Consider the following 14,129-nt stretch of genomic DNA (forward strand, 5'->3'; position numbering starts at 1 on the left):
AAATAACTTTGGAAATGCAAGAGGATCAAGCCAGGGCGCTGGACTCGATAGCTACAACTGATCACCAGCATCAAAAAAACAGAAGGCCTGGACTGCTTTATTGTCTTTCACTTTTTCAGTCAGCTGTGAAATTGTCAGGGGACGGCTGAAATAAAAACCCTGGGCCTCATCACATTGCTTAGAGATAAGAAACTCAAGTTCCTGCTTATTTTCTATTCCCTCGGCCAGGACCTTGATCCCCATGGTATGCGCCATCACGATAATCGCCTCAGTGATAGCTGAATCTTCCGGATGCGTACTTAAGCGCCGCACAAAGGTCTTATCAACCTTTAAGCGCTGAAGAGGGAAATGATGGAGATAGCTGAGAGAACTGTAGCCGGTACCAAAATCGTCGATCGCCAATGTCAACCCCATTTCCCGCAAGCTGCGGAGTGTTTTGGTGGCACTATCGATATTATCCATTAACGTACTTTCGGTTATCTCCAGCTCGAGCAGGTCAGAATCAAGACCGATGTCAGCAATCAGGTCACGAATGGAAGAAACCAGACCAACATCACGGAACTGTTTGGCCGACAGGTTAATCGCCAGACGCAATCGCACCCCACTGAGTAGCTGAAGCTCCCTGATTTGCCTGCAGGCGGTTAATAACACCCAGCGACCAATTGGCAAAATCAGTCCGGTCTCTTCTGCCAGAGGGATAAACTGTGCCGGAGACAGATTCCCCAAAACCGGATGATTCCAGCGCAGCAAGGCCTCAACACCAATGATCTGACCTCTATCCAGATCGATTTGCGGTTGATACGCCAGATAAAACTCCTCCTGATCAAGAGCTTTACGCAAATCATTAGCCAGGAGCAGCCGTTCCAATGCCTGGGCATTGGCATTCGAAGAGTAAAAACGGAAGTCATCGCGACCACTGTCCTTGGATTGATACATCGCGGCGTCGGCATTTTTAATCAGGGTATCTGCATCATCACCGTCGGCGGGATACATGGCAATCCCAATACTGGTGGTAACAAAAATCTCCTTGTTTCTCAGAACCAGGGGATCTTTTAACGCGGCATGAATTTTTTCAGCCAGTTTAACGGCATCATTCTGGCATGATATCATGTCGCTGAGCACAACGAACTCATCCCCCCCGAGTCGGCATACTGAATCACAATGGCGCAGGGCATTTTTCAATCGGTCGGCGACGATCTTCAACAGCTGATCGCCAACATCATGACCAAATGTATCATTCACCCGTTTAAAATGATCAAGGTCCAGAAAAAACAGGGCCAACTGTTTGTTGTTGCGTTGTGCTCGGGTCAACATCTGATTCAGTCGATCTTTAAGTAACAGCCGATTGGGCAGGTCAGTCAGGGCATCAAAATAAGCCATGTGAGCAATACGGGCCTCGTCTTTTTTACGTTGCGTGACATCCTCAAAAAGAGCAGAAAAATGGCCTGAGGAGGTCGGCGCAGCTGAAATCCTGATGGTCTTATTCAGCTCGCTGAATTCATATTCAAACTCGCTGGAAACCTGTTCACGAACGACTCGAACAAAAAATTCCAAACCAAGGGGTTCAGTATCAACCATGGGGAAGACGTCACCGCCAGAGCGACCGACGACCTGCTTTGCTGTCGCTGAAAAAATCTTTTCAAAGGCCGGATTAACATCGATAAATTCGTAATCACAGGGAACACGATCTGCTGAATAAATCATACGAAACTGCGCAACCCCTTCGCGCATTGTTGAATACAGGGTGCGATAACGCTCTTCGCTTTCCTTGCGGCGTTGTTGCTCACCTTTAAGAGCAGATATATCAACGAAACTTTCAAGCAGAAGAACCTGCCCTTCCAGTTCAATCTTTGTTACCGTCTTAATAATCGGCAGGGTCTTGCCATCCAGACAGACAAGGACTCGTTCCGACTTGTCGATGGTCTCACCAAGATCAGTGATCGGGCACTGACCCTCTTCGCGCGGACAGATAAATTTGTGGCAGATGTGCCCCTCTATATCGGAAAGTTTTCCTCCAACCATATCAGCCAGAGTCTGGTTGGCAAAAATGATCTGATGGGTTTCGGGGTCAATCAGGGTAATGGCAGCCGGGGTGCCGTTGAGGATGGCACGCAGGCGCAACTCTGCCTCCTTAAGAGCGGCCTCCTGACGTTTAAGCTCGGTAATATCCGTATAAATCAGAATGATGTAGGCAATCTGTCCGACATGATCATGAATCGGAGTAGCGACGACATGATAAAAGCGGTCATCAATAGCAAAATCACTTTCTTCAGCTACATCACCAATCTGCAGAACCCTGTCAAAAATACACTCTCCAGGCGACTGGCGACGATTGCAGACCAAATCCCTGAAATTCACACCAACAGGATCCTGAACAGAAGAAAAAAACAGTTCCCTTCCACGGTTGTTATATGCCCGCAGATGTAAAGCCGCATCGACAACCATGATACCGGCACCTGAGGCGTTAAAGATGGCTTGTATTTCCTCTTTAGCGAGGGACAGTTCGGCGTTGGTCTCCTTTAGATTACCAAGGACCTGATGGAAGGAATCGGTGACGATGCCAATCGGATCGATCGACAGCAGGGTATCATCATCAAGTTCTTCCGCCGCTAACGGCAAGGTACCGATAACTTCCAGCATGTTGTTGGTTTTAAGGCGGATATAACGGTAGAGATCCTGCTCACGTTGCAGCCATTGTTCTTTTTCGTTCGACAGTTCGGACAGTTGTTTTTTAACAACCTGAAATTGTTGCAGTAGATCAGAGAAAAGAAGATTTTCCTCACCTGATACAGCTGTTTCTGGCGAAATCTTCATAGATTGGCTTCTTTCAGGGCCCGGGTTCGGTAGACGGCAATACAATAGCTATTATCCGTATCGGTCACACGAAAATCGTACCCCATACTTTTTACCGCGTCACAAATGCGATTGGTTGAATCATGATTATCGACCATCAACTCGATTGTAAAATGATCTGTCCGCAAAGATTCACGATACTTGTTGAGCTCACGCAGGGCAACCAGCAGCGATGACGGGCAGACAAAACCGCGCACATCAACATGAACAGTTGAAGGGGTTTCGGAAGACATAGCTATCTCCTTTTTATTAGGCCCGAACTACAAACCGCGTCAACAAGTGAGTTCCAATCCATGCTCCCGGAAACAGGGCCCCAAAGAACAACAGACTCTGAAGCGACAGCAGGGGAACCCCACCAAGCAGATGCCAGACGTTACAAGCCGGACTCATACGCGACGCCATCCCCAGCAGGATGCCGCCAATCAGAGCAGAAGCCAGTTGAACTCCGGGCACCTTCCAGCGAACGGAAAACTTTTTTAACTGCATACTGGAGATAAATGCCCCCAGAATAATGCCACCAATCAATGGAAACTGAACTAGAGCCAGCCCATCCAGATAGGGACCGGGGCCGGCACTTAAAATGCTATCTGCCAGCGGTGAATAGTAATTAAACCCGCGGGTTTGCAAAAACTCCTGTGACGCGACCCAGACTGGAGCAAAGAATTGGGCAATAAAGGCCCCGGCCTTTGAATAACTGGTGGTAACCCCCAAAGGCATACCGACCACAGCAAAAGATACGACGGTAACAATGGCCAGCATCAAACCGGCAACCCAGGGTTGCAGATAGCCACGGACAAAAGAGGGGCGTACCAGCAGCCCCTGTCTGTACCAGCGAAAAATCGCTATAAACAACACCAGGGTCACGGTCACTAACATCAGAGTCTGATTCGCACCCAGCAGCTGTGGCAGGGTAGCGGCTTCGCTCAGCCGGGTTTTTTCAGACAGATATTTCCAGTAAGGATGCATCCCTACATAAACAACACTACCCAACATCATCCCCAGGATAGTAGCGAGGGCAGACAAGCTTCCGGCGCCAAATTTATAAAGTACGCCAACAACACAACCGCCGGCCAGCACCATCCCGACACCAAACAACATACCACCGATAATAGTCGTCAGTGCCGGCAAACCATAGAGGGAAGAGGGTAGTTGATAGAAAAGAGATCCGCTTAAGCGTGCAATCTCAATAAAAACCATATTTAACGTGATCAGCAGAACCAGACTGGGGAACAGGGGACTTTGACGAAATAAAAAAAAATCGCGAATGGCGCCGGCAAGGCAAAAATCAGCGCGATGCATAATGACACCACTAACTATACCCAAACTTAGAGAGACCAGAACGATGAGCGTCATGTTATCCAAGCAATACCCTCACAAGCATCGCTACAGTAGATTAACTTAATTAGTAAAATAAAATTATAACACACTTTACCGGACAATTCAGTGTTTGGCAAGCAAATTTGTCCTTACCAGACGAGCTATTGGAAGAAAAAAGTCACGGATTCTTTGATCCATATCAAGGTTTAAGCAATCAAATAAACCTAAAATTGAACTTAAATCAGACAAAAACTATCCATATCACCGTAAAAGGAGCATATCATGAACACTGTTGAACTCATCAAAAACATTGCCAAGAGCGAAGTCCTCACGACAACAGAACTGGTTGAATATTCTCAACAGAAAGTTGTCAGCCGCACCCTTGCACAAAATGACTACCTCACCCTCACCCTGTTTGCCTTTGCCGCCGGCGAAGGCATCAGCAGCCATGCTTCCATCGGGGATGCAATGATTCAGGTTCTTGACGGTGAAGCACAAATCACTATCGGCAGCGAAAAGTTTTATGTGAGGGACGGTCAGCTGATCATCATGCCGGCAAGTATTCCCCACGCCGTAGATGCCGTCAAACCTTTCAAGATGCTGCTTACAGTGGTTAAACCGCCGATCAGTGGACAATAGGGACAACATCCATCTCTGGACGATCAGCCATCTAAAAAGACACGGCGCATCGAATCCTGGTATAAAAAAAGGGAAACCAGCTATCCAGCGGGTTTCCCTTTTTATAAGTGGTGCCCGGGACGAGAATCGAACTCGTACAGGATTGCTCCCGAGGGATTTTAAGTCCCTTGCGTCTACCAGTTCCGCCACCCGGGCGCGTGACATATCTTAGTGATTACGCTGACACTGTCAACTGCAAAAGCATCATCCCCTACAGAAACAGGCTACGACTTCAAGAAATTCAGTGATGGCGCTTCGTTCAGCAGTCCATGCTTGAAGCAACGTTGAATGAATAACTCCAGTCCCCTGATATGTTCATTGTCAAGCACGTAACTGATAGTATTCCAATAACTAATAATCTGCTCAGGGTTCATCATTGTTTTTTGGGCAGCAGCCTCTGCGAACAACTGTGGTTGCTGAAGTACTGATTGACGTGACTTTATTAATTGTTCCCCCAGATGCGCCAAGGCTTCACCATGCCATTGAACCACTTCCTTGCGAACCATCCACAGGGCAAAAACAAAAGGTAGCCCCGTGTGCTGGTGCCACAGCTTGCCGAGATCGTAAACTCCTACCCCTTGCGGAACAGTCCCTACAAGCTGGAGCGCGCGATCGCCAATCAACAGGGCAGGCTTCCCCTTTCTGACCAGATCCTCTACCACACCAGTCGGAACTCTGGTCACAACGTCGCTCAATCCGTAATAATCGCGCAGCAGAATTTCCAGCAGATTGATGGAGGTGGCTGATTCTCCGGTCAGGGCGATTTCAACGCCGCTCAACTGGTCAGGAGAAAGTGGCGAAAACAACAGGACACTGGCAATGCTGCCGATTGAGGAGATGGAGTGTCCGGGAAGCAGCAGATAATCACGCCAGTTGCGGGCATATTCAAAAGAGGAAGAAGGGCTGGCGTCAATCTCTCCCTGCTGAAGCATGCGGTTCAGGGCGGAAGGAACCCCGGGCACCAGCTTGCCATTGAACCCCTGCTCTTTTAATCTTCCAAAAAAAGGAACACAGTTCAGGTAGCTGATATACCCAAGCGTCAGTGTTGAATCATTCCTCTCCATGATGGCATCCCCAAAAAAACAGGACAGGAGTTGTCTTCCTGCCCTGCTCTATTCTCTGTACTGAAGTTTCGGTTAAATCTTGGTACGTTCCAGAAAGTTCGTGTCAAAGTTGCCGTCAATAAAATCTTTATTGGCCATCATTTTTTTATGAAAGGGAATGGTGGTTTTAATCCCCTCAATAATATATTCGTCAAGGGCCATGGACATGCGCTTGATCGCCTCTTCACGATTCTCAGCATGAACAATCAGTTTACCGATCATCGAATCATAATGCGGCAGCACCGTGTATTGATCGTACATGGCGCTCTCAATCCTTACCCCCATTCCACCCGGGGTATGATAACCGGTAATTTTTCCGGGAAATGGAGTAAACTTTTCAGGGTCTTCAGCATTGATACGACATTCGATAGCGTGCCCGCGAATGACAATATCTTCTTGTTTATAACGTAAGGGAATGCCGGCCGCCGAGCGGATCTGCTCTTTGATAATATCAACGCCAGTGACCATTTCCGTCACCGGATGCTCAACCTGCACCCGGGTATTCATCTCCATAAAATAAAAACGTCCATCAGCATCGAGCAGGTACTCTACCGTACCGGCACTGGAATAACCGGCGGCCTTGGCGGCAGCCACCGCGCAGGATCCCATCTCATCACGCAATTCCGGGGTTAATACCGGGCAGGGAGCTTCCTCAATCAACTTTTGATGACGCCGCTGGATGGAACAATCGCGCTCGCCCAGATGAATGACGTTACCGTGCTTATCACCGAGCACCTGAATCTCGACATGGCGGGGATGCTCGCAGAATTTTTCGATATAGACATCAGCCTTACCGAAGCCGGCTTGTGCTTCGGATCGTGCAGTCGCCAGGGCATTCGCCAGAGATACCGGGGAATGGACGATTTTCATGCCGCGTCCACCGCCGCCGGCGGAAGCTTTGATAATCACCGGGTAGCCGATCTCTTCGGCAATCTGCTGTGCTTCTTTGGTGCTTTCAATGCTCTTATTGGTACCTGGCAAAATCGGCACCCCGGCTGCTGTTACGGTTTTGCGGGCACTGATTTTGTCCCCCATCAGGCGCATACTTTCAGCGGAAGGACCAATAAAGGTAATACCGCACTGTTCACAAATCTCGGCAAATTCAGCATTTTCCGACAAAAAACCGTAGCCCGGATGAATCGCATCGGCATCGGCAATCTCTGCCGCACTGATGATAGCTTTCATGTTGAGATAGCTCAACGCACTCGGTGTTGGTCCGATGCAGATACTTTCATCAGCCAGACTCACATGTAAGGCCTCGTGGTCAGCCACCGAATGAACCGCAACGGTTTTGATCCCCATTTCTTTACATGCGCGGATGATGCGCAGGGCAATTTCCCCGCGATTGGCAATCAATATTTTATGAAACATGTGTCATCACTCCTGCCTTCAGGTTGAGTCGCTGTCACTGTCTGAGAGCCCGGCAAAAAGATTAAAGGCGCTCGACCAGGAACAAAGTCTCTCCGTATTCCACAGGAGCCGCATCGTCCTTGACGATTTCAATGATCTTGCACTTGAACTCAACCTCAATTTCATTGAACATTTTCATTGCCTCAACCAGACACAACACCTGTCCGGCTTCAACAACATCGCCAACCTTACAGAACAATTCGGCTTCAGGTGAAGGCTTGCGATAAAAAGTGCCGACAATCGGTGAAGGGATTGCTTCATATTTACTGTTAACTTCCGCTTCAGAAACGGGTGGCGGTTCAGCGGCAACAGTTTGGATTGGAGCCGGGGCCGGTTGCGCAGCAGCGGGGGCAGCGGCGACGGGAGCCGAAGTGTAGACAATTTCTTTATCAGGACCGCGTTTGATATGAATCTTGCCGACATCGCTTTCCATATTGAATTCGGTAATATCGGTATCGGTGACCAGCTTGATAAGACTTTTCAGATCTTTCAGTTCCATTTTGTTCCTCCATCTTACGATAATAAATTCTTAGCCCGATATTTAGTATTTATCTAAGGTTGTTCAGTTAATACCTACTCCGGACAGTTGGTGAAACTGTTTGGGAATAGAGGTCAAGCACTCACACCCTGTTTGAGTAATAACAATTGTATCTTCAATGCGCACACCACCGACACCGGGAAGATAGATCCCCGGTTCAATGGTAACAACCATGCCGGCAGTCAAACTGGTCGTATTTTTAGTTGTCAGGGGTGGAAACTCATGCACATTCAGGCCTAAACCATGGCCTAAACCATGGCCGAAAAAGTCTCCATAGCCTTTACCGGTAATGAAATCCCGCGCCACAGCATCAAGATCACAAGCACGCATTCCCGGCTTCGCGGCGGCAATCGCGTAATCATGTGCTTCTAGCACAATATCAAAGATTTGTCGAAGGTTTCCATCGACCTCGCCCACGGCAACGGTCACGGTTTCATCAGAGTGATACCCCTGGCAACGGGTACCGAAATCGATGGTAACCAGTTCACCTGCGCTAATTTTTTTTTCACTGGCAACGCCGTGCGGCAATGCGCCACGAACGCCGGAAGCAACAATAAAATCAAAAGCGTTGATTTCTCCACCCAGTTTTTTTAACGCAAATTCAAGTTCCAGAGCAATATCCCGCTCTGTTACTCCGACGCGAATGAGGGGTAAAACCGTATCAAAGGCTTTTCGGTTCAAATCTGCAGCTTGTTTAAGGTAGGTCAACTCGGCTGAACTCTTGACGGCACGCAGGTTTTCCCAACGCTGAGTCAGGGGGATAAGGGATGTGGCAAGCGGGCACAAACGTTTTAATTCTTCAAACTGGGCAACGGTAACACTGCCGGCATCAAAACCAATCCGCCTGACCTGCGTTTCTGCGATCAGATCAGCAAGCCCCTGAAGTTTACTTTTATAGCAGCGGATATCATCAGCTTCAACCTGCTGACGCGCCTGTTCCTGATAGCGGGAGTCGGTCAAAAACAAGCTGGTATCAACTGAGCGGTACAATACCCCATCGCTACCGGAAAAACCACACAGATAGCGCAGATCAGCACGGCTGAATACCAGAACAGCATCAAGTTCTTCGGCGACCAACAATTGCCGGACAAAAGCATGTTTATCAGACACTGCAACTCCTGTGCTGCAGTTTGTTCAGCAAGGCTCGCAGCGCGAGGCTGTAACCAAAGGCCCCGAAACCACAGATCTGACCAACAGCGACAGCAGTGATAAAAGAGTGCTGCCGAAAGGACTCACGAGCATGAATATTGGATAAATGAACTTCCACGACCGGCAAACCGACAGCACTTAAAGCATCACGCAAAGCAATACTGGTGTGGGTATAACCACCAGGGTTAATCATGATGCCTGAACAACCCTGCAGTGCGGCAGCATGAACTTGATCAATAAGCACACCTTCGTGGTTTGATTGACAAACAACCAGCTCACACTGAAGTAATTTAGCTTCGGTGGTTAACTGGATCATGATCTCATCAAGGGTTTGTGTACCGTATATCTGGGGTTCGCGTTTACCCAGGAGATTCAGATTCGGACCATTAATGACAGCAATTTTCATGGATTATGACAATGCCTGCTTGAGCTCGAAGGATTCACGCAGCAATAAGTAGCGCCCTTTACCAAAATTGCCATTGCGTTCAATGACCAGAGCAACAAAATATTCCTCAGTGAGCGTCTGGATGATTACGTAGTATTGTTCAGTTTTTATAGAAACTTCACGCAGACTACCAACCTTGAGAATTTCGCTGGCATTGCGAATTTCCTTAACAACGTTTGAATACTCAATACCTACCAAGGTCAGATCAAGATCAGCATTCTCCACAACGTATTCTTCAATACCAATACCATCAAATCCCATAATCAAAGCCCCAAGGCTACCTGGGCATTGAGCTACTATGCGTTCGAGAATACCATCAAACATGTTCCCTCCTCAGGCGGATATTATTAAGCCATATGTTTAATTTATCGATGATTTCAGATGGGTCATCGGAGACGGAACTTTCTTCTAAAGCTGAATCACTAAGTAAATTTTGTACATGCTCTTTGTCTGCCTGAACATCGGACATTGTCTGATCAGCAGATAAACTGAACGTGTCTGTAGCTTCCAGGTTCTCCTCACCAATCAACTCTGGTTCGGTAAAAACCGCATCTGTCTCCAGTACTGATTCCTCGGCCAACGATTCTGTCACTGATTCACCTTCAGCTTCTGTCAGATCCTCTGAAGTTGTAAGTAGTGATGGTTCGTCCTCTTCGGTCGATGACGGAGACAGATCTTCGGTACGCCCTTCAATTTCTCGAATTTTTCGCCTGAGTTCAAGATTATCCGGATTGCGTGACAGCAACTGGTGATATAACCCCAGCGCCTTTTCCGTAAGCCCCTGCGCAAGATAAAGATCAGCCAGCGTGGTAGAAGCCAGAGCAGTCAAATTAATGGCTTTAGCAGACCCGCTTTCAACAACCGGAGGAACTGATGCGACCTCATCTTCGGTTTCTGGTTGTACGGTCAAACCAAGCAGCATTTTATTAATCACTGGATCGGCAGGGCTTAAACTGCGGGCATGTAATAACAACTCACGGGCGGAGGCATCATGATGAAGCAACAGCTTGACCCGAGCGTAACCAACCAGAGCAGCAAGACTATCGGGATCGAGGGCTAACGCCCGTTCGAAAGCTATGCAGGAAGCTTCGATATTCTCCAACTGACACTCGATCCGTGCCAACACGACATAAGCCGGTCCGAAATCAGGATGCACATCCAGGCCTTTAGTAACAATTTCCCGGGCATCATTAAACAGTCCCATCTTGCGATAGGTTTCAGCCAGAGACACAAAAATGGTAGAACGTGGGTCATTGAGCAATAACTCGGTATAGGCTGCAATTTTCCCTAAAAGCGCACTTTGCTGATGTTGTTCAGTCATGGTAATCCTTTAAGGTTTAAAATGGTTGACAACAATCCGGCAAGGTCAGCAACCGGCTCAAGAACAACGCTGCCGATCCCTTGATTAAGAACCATGGACAATGCCCCCTGCTTGACCTTTTTATCACGCAGCATCGCATCAACATAGGCTTCAAGAGAAAAGTCCGGAGGAACTACCGGTAAATTAACTGACCGCAACAAGTTCTCTAACCGCACCACATCATCTGTGCTGCACAGCCCTTTATTACACGCAATTTTAGCAGCGACAACCATTCCGACAGCGACCGCCTCACCATGTTTCCACTGACCGTAGCCGGCAAGGTTTTCAATGGCGTGGCCAAAGGTATGGCCGAAGTTCAAATGCGCACGAATTGAACTTTCGCGTTCGTCAATTTCTACAATATCAGCCTTTATTTGACAAGATTTCTTGATCGCGTAAATCAATGCGGCATGGTCACTCTGGCGCAACAACTCCTGATGATTTTCGAGCCAGGCAAAAAATTTCGTGTCTCGAATAACGCCATATTTAATCACTTCTGCCAGTCCTGCAGAAACTTCGCGCGGATCAAGGGTTTGCAAGGTTGTGACATCAATGACCACCAGTTGCGGCTGATAAAAAGCACCGATCAGGTTCTTGCCCTGGGGATGATTCACTGCCGTTTTACCACCTACTGAACTGTCAACCTGGGACAACAGGGTCGTCGGGACCTGAACCAAAGGAATGCCACGCAAAAAGGTTGCCGCCGCAAAACCGGCCATATCCCCAATAACGCCGCCACCTAGCGCCAACAGGCCACAACCGCGGTCAAAGCGTTGTGCAATCAACTGATCATAGATCAGTTGCAGGGTTGTCAGATTTTTATGATCTTCCCCATCCGGTACCAGTATGAGGTGTGGTTCAAAGCCTGCCTGTTGAAGTGATGACGTAACAGTCTCAGCATATAAACCAGCAACCACCGGATTTGAAACAATGGCAACCCGGTGAGGAAAGTGAATTTCCTGCAACCGAGCGCCCATACCGGACAAAAGTCCGCTACCGACATGGATAGGGTAACTGCGTGATCCGAGTGCAACCTGTAGAACATCCAAACGCATGCCGCCTTTTAACGCAAAAAAGGGCAGGTAGTGCCCGCCCTTTTTTACCTGAAATGTCTCAGCTGTTAATTATCACGAACGATGCGGGGGGTGATAAAAATCAGCAGTTCATCTTTAACCGTCTGGTCGCGTTTAGACTTGAAGAAATAACCAAGACCAGGTATGTGCATCAACCCGGGCACACCACTGTCGCTTGACTGAAAGCTTTCTACAAAAATCCCGCCAATAACAGTTGTTTCACCATCACGTATCAACACCTTGGTTTCAGCTTTTTTCGTATCGATACTTGGGGCGGTAGCACCAGCGGTCAATGAAGGGGAATCATTGGTAGCCAGAATTTCCAGGATGATAGAATTATCAGGGTTAATGACCGGCGTTACTTCAAGCTTTAACTCCGCGTTCACAAACTCTGTTCGCGGGCCATCAGCACCAGAAGTCTGATAAGGGATAGAGGTACCTTGGCTGATGGTTGCACTTTCGCCGTTGAGGGTTGTTACCCGAGGAGTTGAAATAACTTTACCCTTACCATCCGACTCTAAAGCAGAGAGTTGTAAGTCCAGAATACCCGAATCAATCAACTTACTTCCGAAACGAAAGGCCGTACCGATACCCGCAGTTGCGGACAAGCTACCAACATTGGCAACCGTGGCTGTCGGCACACGGAATTCTCCACCAATATTAGTCACCGTATTGAGGTAGTCACTGTCGGTCAATGAATATCCCCAATTAACACCAAGATCTCTTGAGTAGTTGGAGTTCACCTGAACAATCCGCGCTTCGATCATTACCTGGCGTTCCGGCGTGTCAAGGATCTCAATAAGTTCCTTGGCACGTACAATCCGCGCCGGCACATCACTGATAATGAGTAATTTGTTGCGGCTGTCAGCCGTCAGGGTCCCGCGATCACTTAATACATTATTGACCGGGCCTTCAACACTGCCTAAATCGGCATAACTCACGGTTACTACCTCGGTAACCAGGGGTTCGAGCTGCTCTTCAGAGCGTGCAGCTGTTAGCTCAGCTTCACGCATACTACGAATCCGCTCTTTCGGCATAACACGAACGACGTTGCCCTGTTGCAGCATCCCCAAGCCGGTCACATCGAGAATCAGATCAAGGGCTTGATCCCATGGAACATCAATCAGGCGCAAAGTCACGCTGCCACTCACTTCATCAGAAGCAATAATATTCAGGTCACTGATTTCGGCAATAAGTCGCAGGATATCTCGCACTTCAGCGTTATCAAATACCAGCGAGGTTTTCTCGCCGGTATAAACACCCGTCATCTGACGCTGTCCATCAACCGGCACAGTAAGTCCGGTAGTTGTTGACATCGCCGCGGACGATACTCCAGGCGTTGTTGACAATACTTCTCTATCATCTAATCGAGCATTAACGCCGACTGCGGTCTGACCAGAAACAACGTCTGAGGATTGGGCGTAAATACCATCGTTTACAATAAATTCGTAGCCACCTCTTACCTTTTGTAACTGATAGGTGACATCACCTTTAAGCAGAACAACAACACGCACTTCAGGGCGACCACCGGCGTTTACCAGATAGGGGGTCGCTGAATGAATAGCACTGGGGAAGGCAAAGGTATCAAATTCACGCCGCAGAGCACGGGGCAAGGTGGTGTCAGGCAAGGAAAACTGGACGCGATTACCATCGCGTACCGGATCGGTGGCTTGGGTCTGACCACTAACGGTCATCAGTAACCGCGAACGTCCATCAACACTGGTAAAATCAATGGCATCAACCTTGGCGCTACCCAGTGGAGCAGGTTCAGCCAACGCCGAGAAGGTTGTTGACTCAGCTGGTTGCCAGGTAACAACTGCACTCCGAGTGCCAGTGGCGACATTAAAGGTCGGAAACTGGTCGCCGGCAACGTCAAAAACAAAGCGTGTCCGATTTTCTAACAAACCGGTTCGTAAGGTGCTAAAACCATCGTTCAAGGAAATATCCGCTGCATGTACCCCGGGGGTAACACCGTAAAGGTCAACGACTAGCCGTTTAGGGGAATCCAGCGAAAAATACCGGATCTGCTCGACTTCCGCCGTCGCAGACAAGGTCACCTTCTGACCGGCAACACTGACTGTCGACAAGGATTCAGCTGCCACGGGCATGACCACAGCGAAGCTGAATAACAACATTAAGATACTGAGGAGCACATTGCTTCTTCTCATATTCATTCCCCTAAAAGTTCATCGGAGCAAAAACC

13 protein-coding genes and 1 tRNA gene are annotated in these 14,129 nt (G+C 48.4%); 1 reads left to right on the forward strand and 13 read right to left on the reverse strand.

Annotated elements, in window-relative coordinates; genetic code table 11:
- Positions 1 to 51 precede the first annotated feature (51 nt).
- The 3 genes from AC1931_RS04060 to AC1931_RS04070 are packed head-to-tail and all read right to left on the reverse strand — an operon-like array spanning position 52 to position 4,206.
- Positions 52 to 2,814, reverse strand: coding sequence for a sensor domain-containing protein (locus AC1931_RS04060; protein ID WP_483875944.1), 2,763 nt, complete (start codon positions 2,812 to 2,814; stop codon positions 52 to 54).
- The gene (locus AC1931_RS04065) at positions 2,811 to 3,086 is read right to left on the reverse strand and encodes a sulfurtransferase TusA family protein (RefSeq protein ID WP_483875945.1); all 276 of its coding nucleotides are present in this window, start codon (positions 3,084 to 3,086) and stop codon (positions 2,811 to 2,813) included. The genes AC1931_RS04060 and AC1931_RS04065 overlap by 4 nt, the downstream gene beginning before the upstream one ends.
- A 16-nt stretch (positions 3,087 to 3,102) precedes the next feature.
- Positions 3,103 to 4,206 carry a YeeE/YedE family protein gene (locus AC1931_RS04070; protein ID WP_483875946.1) on the reverse strand — a complete coding sequence of 368 codons (1,104 nt, stop codon included), beginning with the start codon at positions 4,204 to 4,206 and terminating at the stop codon, positions 3,103 to 3,105.
- Positions 4,207 to 4,452: 246 nt separating this feature from the next.
- On the opposite strand from AC1931_RS04070, the gene AC1931_RS04075 reads away from it, so the two are divergent.
- Positions 4,453 to 4,809 (forward strand): cupin domain-containing protein, encoded by a 357-nt coding sequence (locus tag AC1931_RS04075; protein WP_483875947.1) that lies wholly within the window; start codon positions 4,453 to 4,455, stop codon positions 4,807 to 4,809.
- Positions 4,810 to 4,917: 108 nt separating this feature from the next.
- Here the strand turns inward: AC1931_RS04075 and AC1931_RS04080 are convergent.
- The 10 genes from AC1931_RS04080 to AC1931_RS04125 form a co-directional block, all read right to left on the reverse strand.
- Positions 4,918 to 5,004, reverse strand: a tRNA-Leu gene (locus AC1931_RS04080).
- Between the two features lie 68 nt (positions 5,005 to 5,072).
- The gene (locus AC1931_RS04085; protein ID WP_483875948.1) at positions 5,073 to 5,912 is read right to left on the reverse strand and encodes a menaquinone biosynthetic enzyme MqnA/MqnD family protein; all 840 of its coding nucleotides are present in this window, start codon (positions 5,910 to 5,912) and stop codon (positions 5,073 to 5,075) included.
- Between the two features lie 72 nt (positions 5,913 to 5,984).
- Positions 5,985 to 7,322, reverse strand: coding sequence for an acetyl-CoA carboxylase biotin carboxylase subunit (accC, locus tag AC1931_RS04090; protein WP_483875949.1), 1,338 nt, complete (start codon positions 7,320 to 7,322; stop codon positions 5,985 to 5,987).
- A 61-nt stretch (positions 7,323 to 7,383) separates the two neighbouring features.
- Complete coding sequence (gene accB / locus AC1931_RS04095; protein WP_483875950.1) at positions 7,384 to 7,860, reverse strand: acetyl-CoA carboxylase biotin carboxyl carrier protein; 477 nt, start codon at positions 7,858 to 7,860, stop codon at positions 7,384 to 7,386.
- 63 nt (positions 7,861 to 7,923) lie between these two features.
- A complete protein-coding gene (locus tag AC1931_RS04100; protein ID WP_483875951.1) occupies positions 7,924 to 9,009 on the reverse strand; it encodes a M24 family metallopeptidase in 1,086 nt (361 codons plus the stop codon).
- On the reverse strand, positions 9,002 to 9,454 hold the full coding sequence (gene aroQ, locus AC1931_RS04105; protein WP_483875952.1) for a type II 3-dehydroquinate dehydratase: 453 nt from the start codon (positions 9,452 to 9,454) through the stop codon (positions 9,002 to 9,004). The genes AC1931_RS04100 and aroQ overlap by 8 nt, the downstream gene beginning before the upstream one ends.
- Before the next feature lie 3 nt (positions 9,455 to 9,457).
- Positions 9,458 to 9,817, reverse strand: a complete 360-nt coding sequence (locus AC1931_RS04110; RefSeq protein ID WP_483875953.1) for a roadblock/LC7 domain-containing protein — start codon at positions 9,815 to 9,817, stop codon at positions 9,458 to 9,460.
- Positions 9,810 to 10,814 carry a tetratricopeptide repeat protein gene (locus AC1931_RS04115; RefSeq protein ID WP_483875954.1) on the reverse strand — a complete coding sequence of 335 codons (1,005 nt, stop codon included), beginning with the start codon at positions 10,812 to 10,814 and terminating at the stop codon, positions 9,810 to 9,812. Before AC1931_RS04115 ends, AC1931_RS04110 begins: the two co-directional genes overlap by 8 nt.
- Complete coding sequence (aroB, locus tag AC1931_RS04120) at positions 10,811 to 11,908, reverse strand: 3-dehydroquinate synthase (RefSeq protein WP_483875955.1); 1,098 nt, start codon at positions 11,906 to 11,908, stop codon at positions 10,811 to 10,813. The genes AC1931_RS04115 and aroB overlap by 4 nt, the downstream gene beginning before the upstream one ends.
- Before the next feature lie 65 nt (positions 11,909 to 11,973).
- Positions 11,974 to 14,094, reverse strand: a complete 2,121-nt coding sequence (locus AC1931_RS04125) for a type IV pilus secretin PilQ (protein WP_483875956.1) — start codon at positions 14,092 to 14,094, stop codon at positions 11,974 to 11,976.
- Positions 14,095 to 14,129: the final 35 nt, after the last annotated feature.

The organism is Pelovirga sp. C15f, from assembly GCF_057178085.1.

Bases quoted from the DNA above. Each gene is read 5' to 3' on its own strand.
- AC1931_RS04060 (WP_483875944.1), bottom strand. From the start codon at position 2,814: ATGAAGATTTCGCCAGAAACAGCTGTATCAGGTGAGGAAAATCTTCTT.
- AC1931_RS04065 (WP_483875945.1), bottom strand. From the start codon at position 3,086: ATGTCTTCCGAAACCCCTTCAACTGTTCATGTTGATGTGCGCGGTTTT.
- AC1931_RS04070 (WP_483875946.1), bottom strand. From the start codon at position 4,206: ATGACGCTCATCGTTCTGGTCTCTCTAAGTTTGGGTATAGTTAGTGGT.
- AC1931_RS04075 (WP_483875947.1), top strand. From the start codon at position 4,453: ATGAACACTGTTGAACTCATCAAAAACATTGCCAAGAGCGAAGTCCTC.
- AC1931_RS04085 (WP_483875948.1), bottom strand. From the start codon at position 5,912: ATGGAGAGGAATGATTCAACACTGACGCTTGGGTATATCAGCTACCTG.
- accC (WP_483875949.1), bottom strand. From the start codon at position 7,322: ATGTTTCATAAAATATTGATTGCCAATCGCGGGGAAATTGCCCTGCGC.
- accB (WP_483875950.1), bottom strand. From the start codon at position 7,860: ATGGAACTGAAAGATCTGAAAAGTCTTATCAAGCTGGTCACCGATACC.
- aroQ (WP_483875952.1), bottom strand. From the start codon at position 9,454: ATGAAAATTGCTGTCATTAATGGTCCGAATCTGAATCTCCTGGGTAAA.
- AC1931_RS04110 (WP_483875953.1), bottom strand. From the start codon at position 9,817: ATGTTTGATGGTATTCTCGAACGCATAGTAGCTCAATGCCCAGGTAGC.
- AC1931_RS04115 (WP_483875954.1), bottom strand. From the start codon at position 10,814: ATGACTGAACAACATCAGCAAAGTGCGCTTTTAGGGAAAATTGCAGCC.
- aroB (WP_483875955.1), bottom strand. From the start codon at position 11,908: ATGCGTTTGGATGTTCTACAGGTTGCACTCGGATCACGCAGTTACCCT.
- AC1931_RS04125 (WP_483875956.1), bottom strand. From the start codon at position 14,094: ATGAGAAGAAGCAATGTGCTCCTCAGTATCTTAATGTTGTTATTCAGC.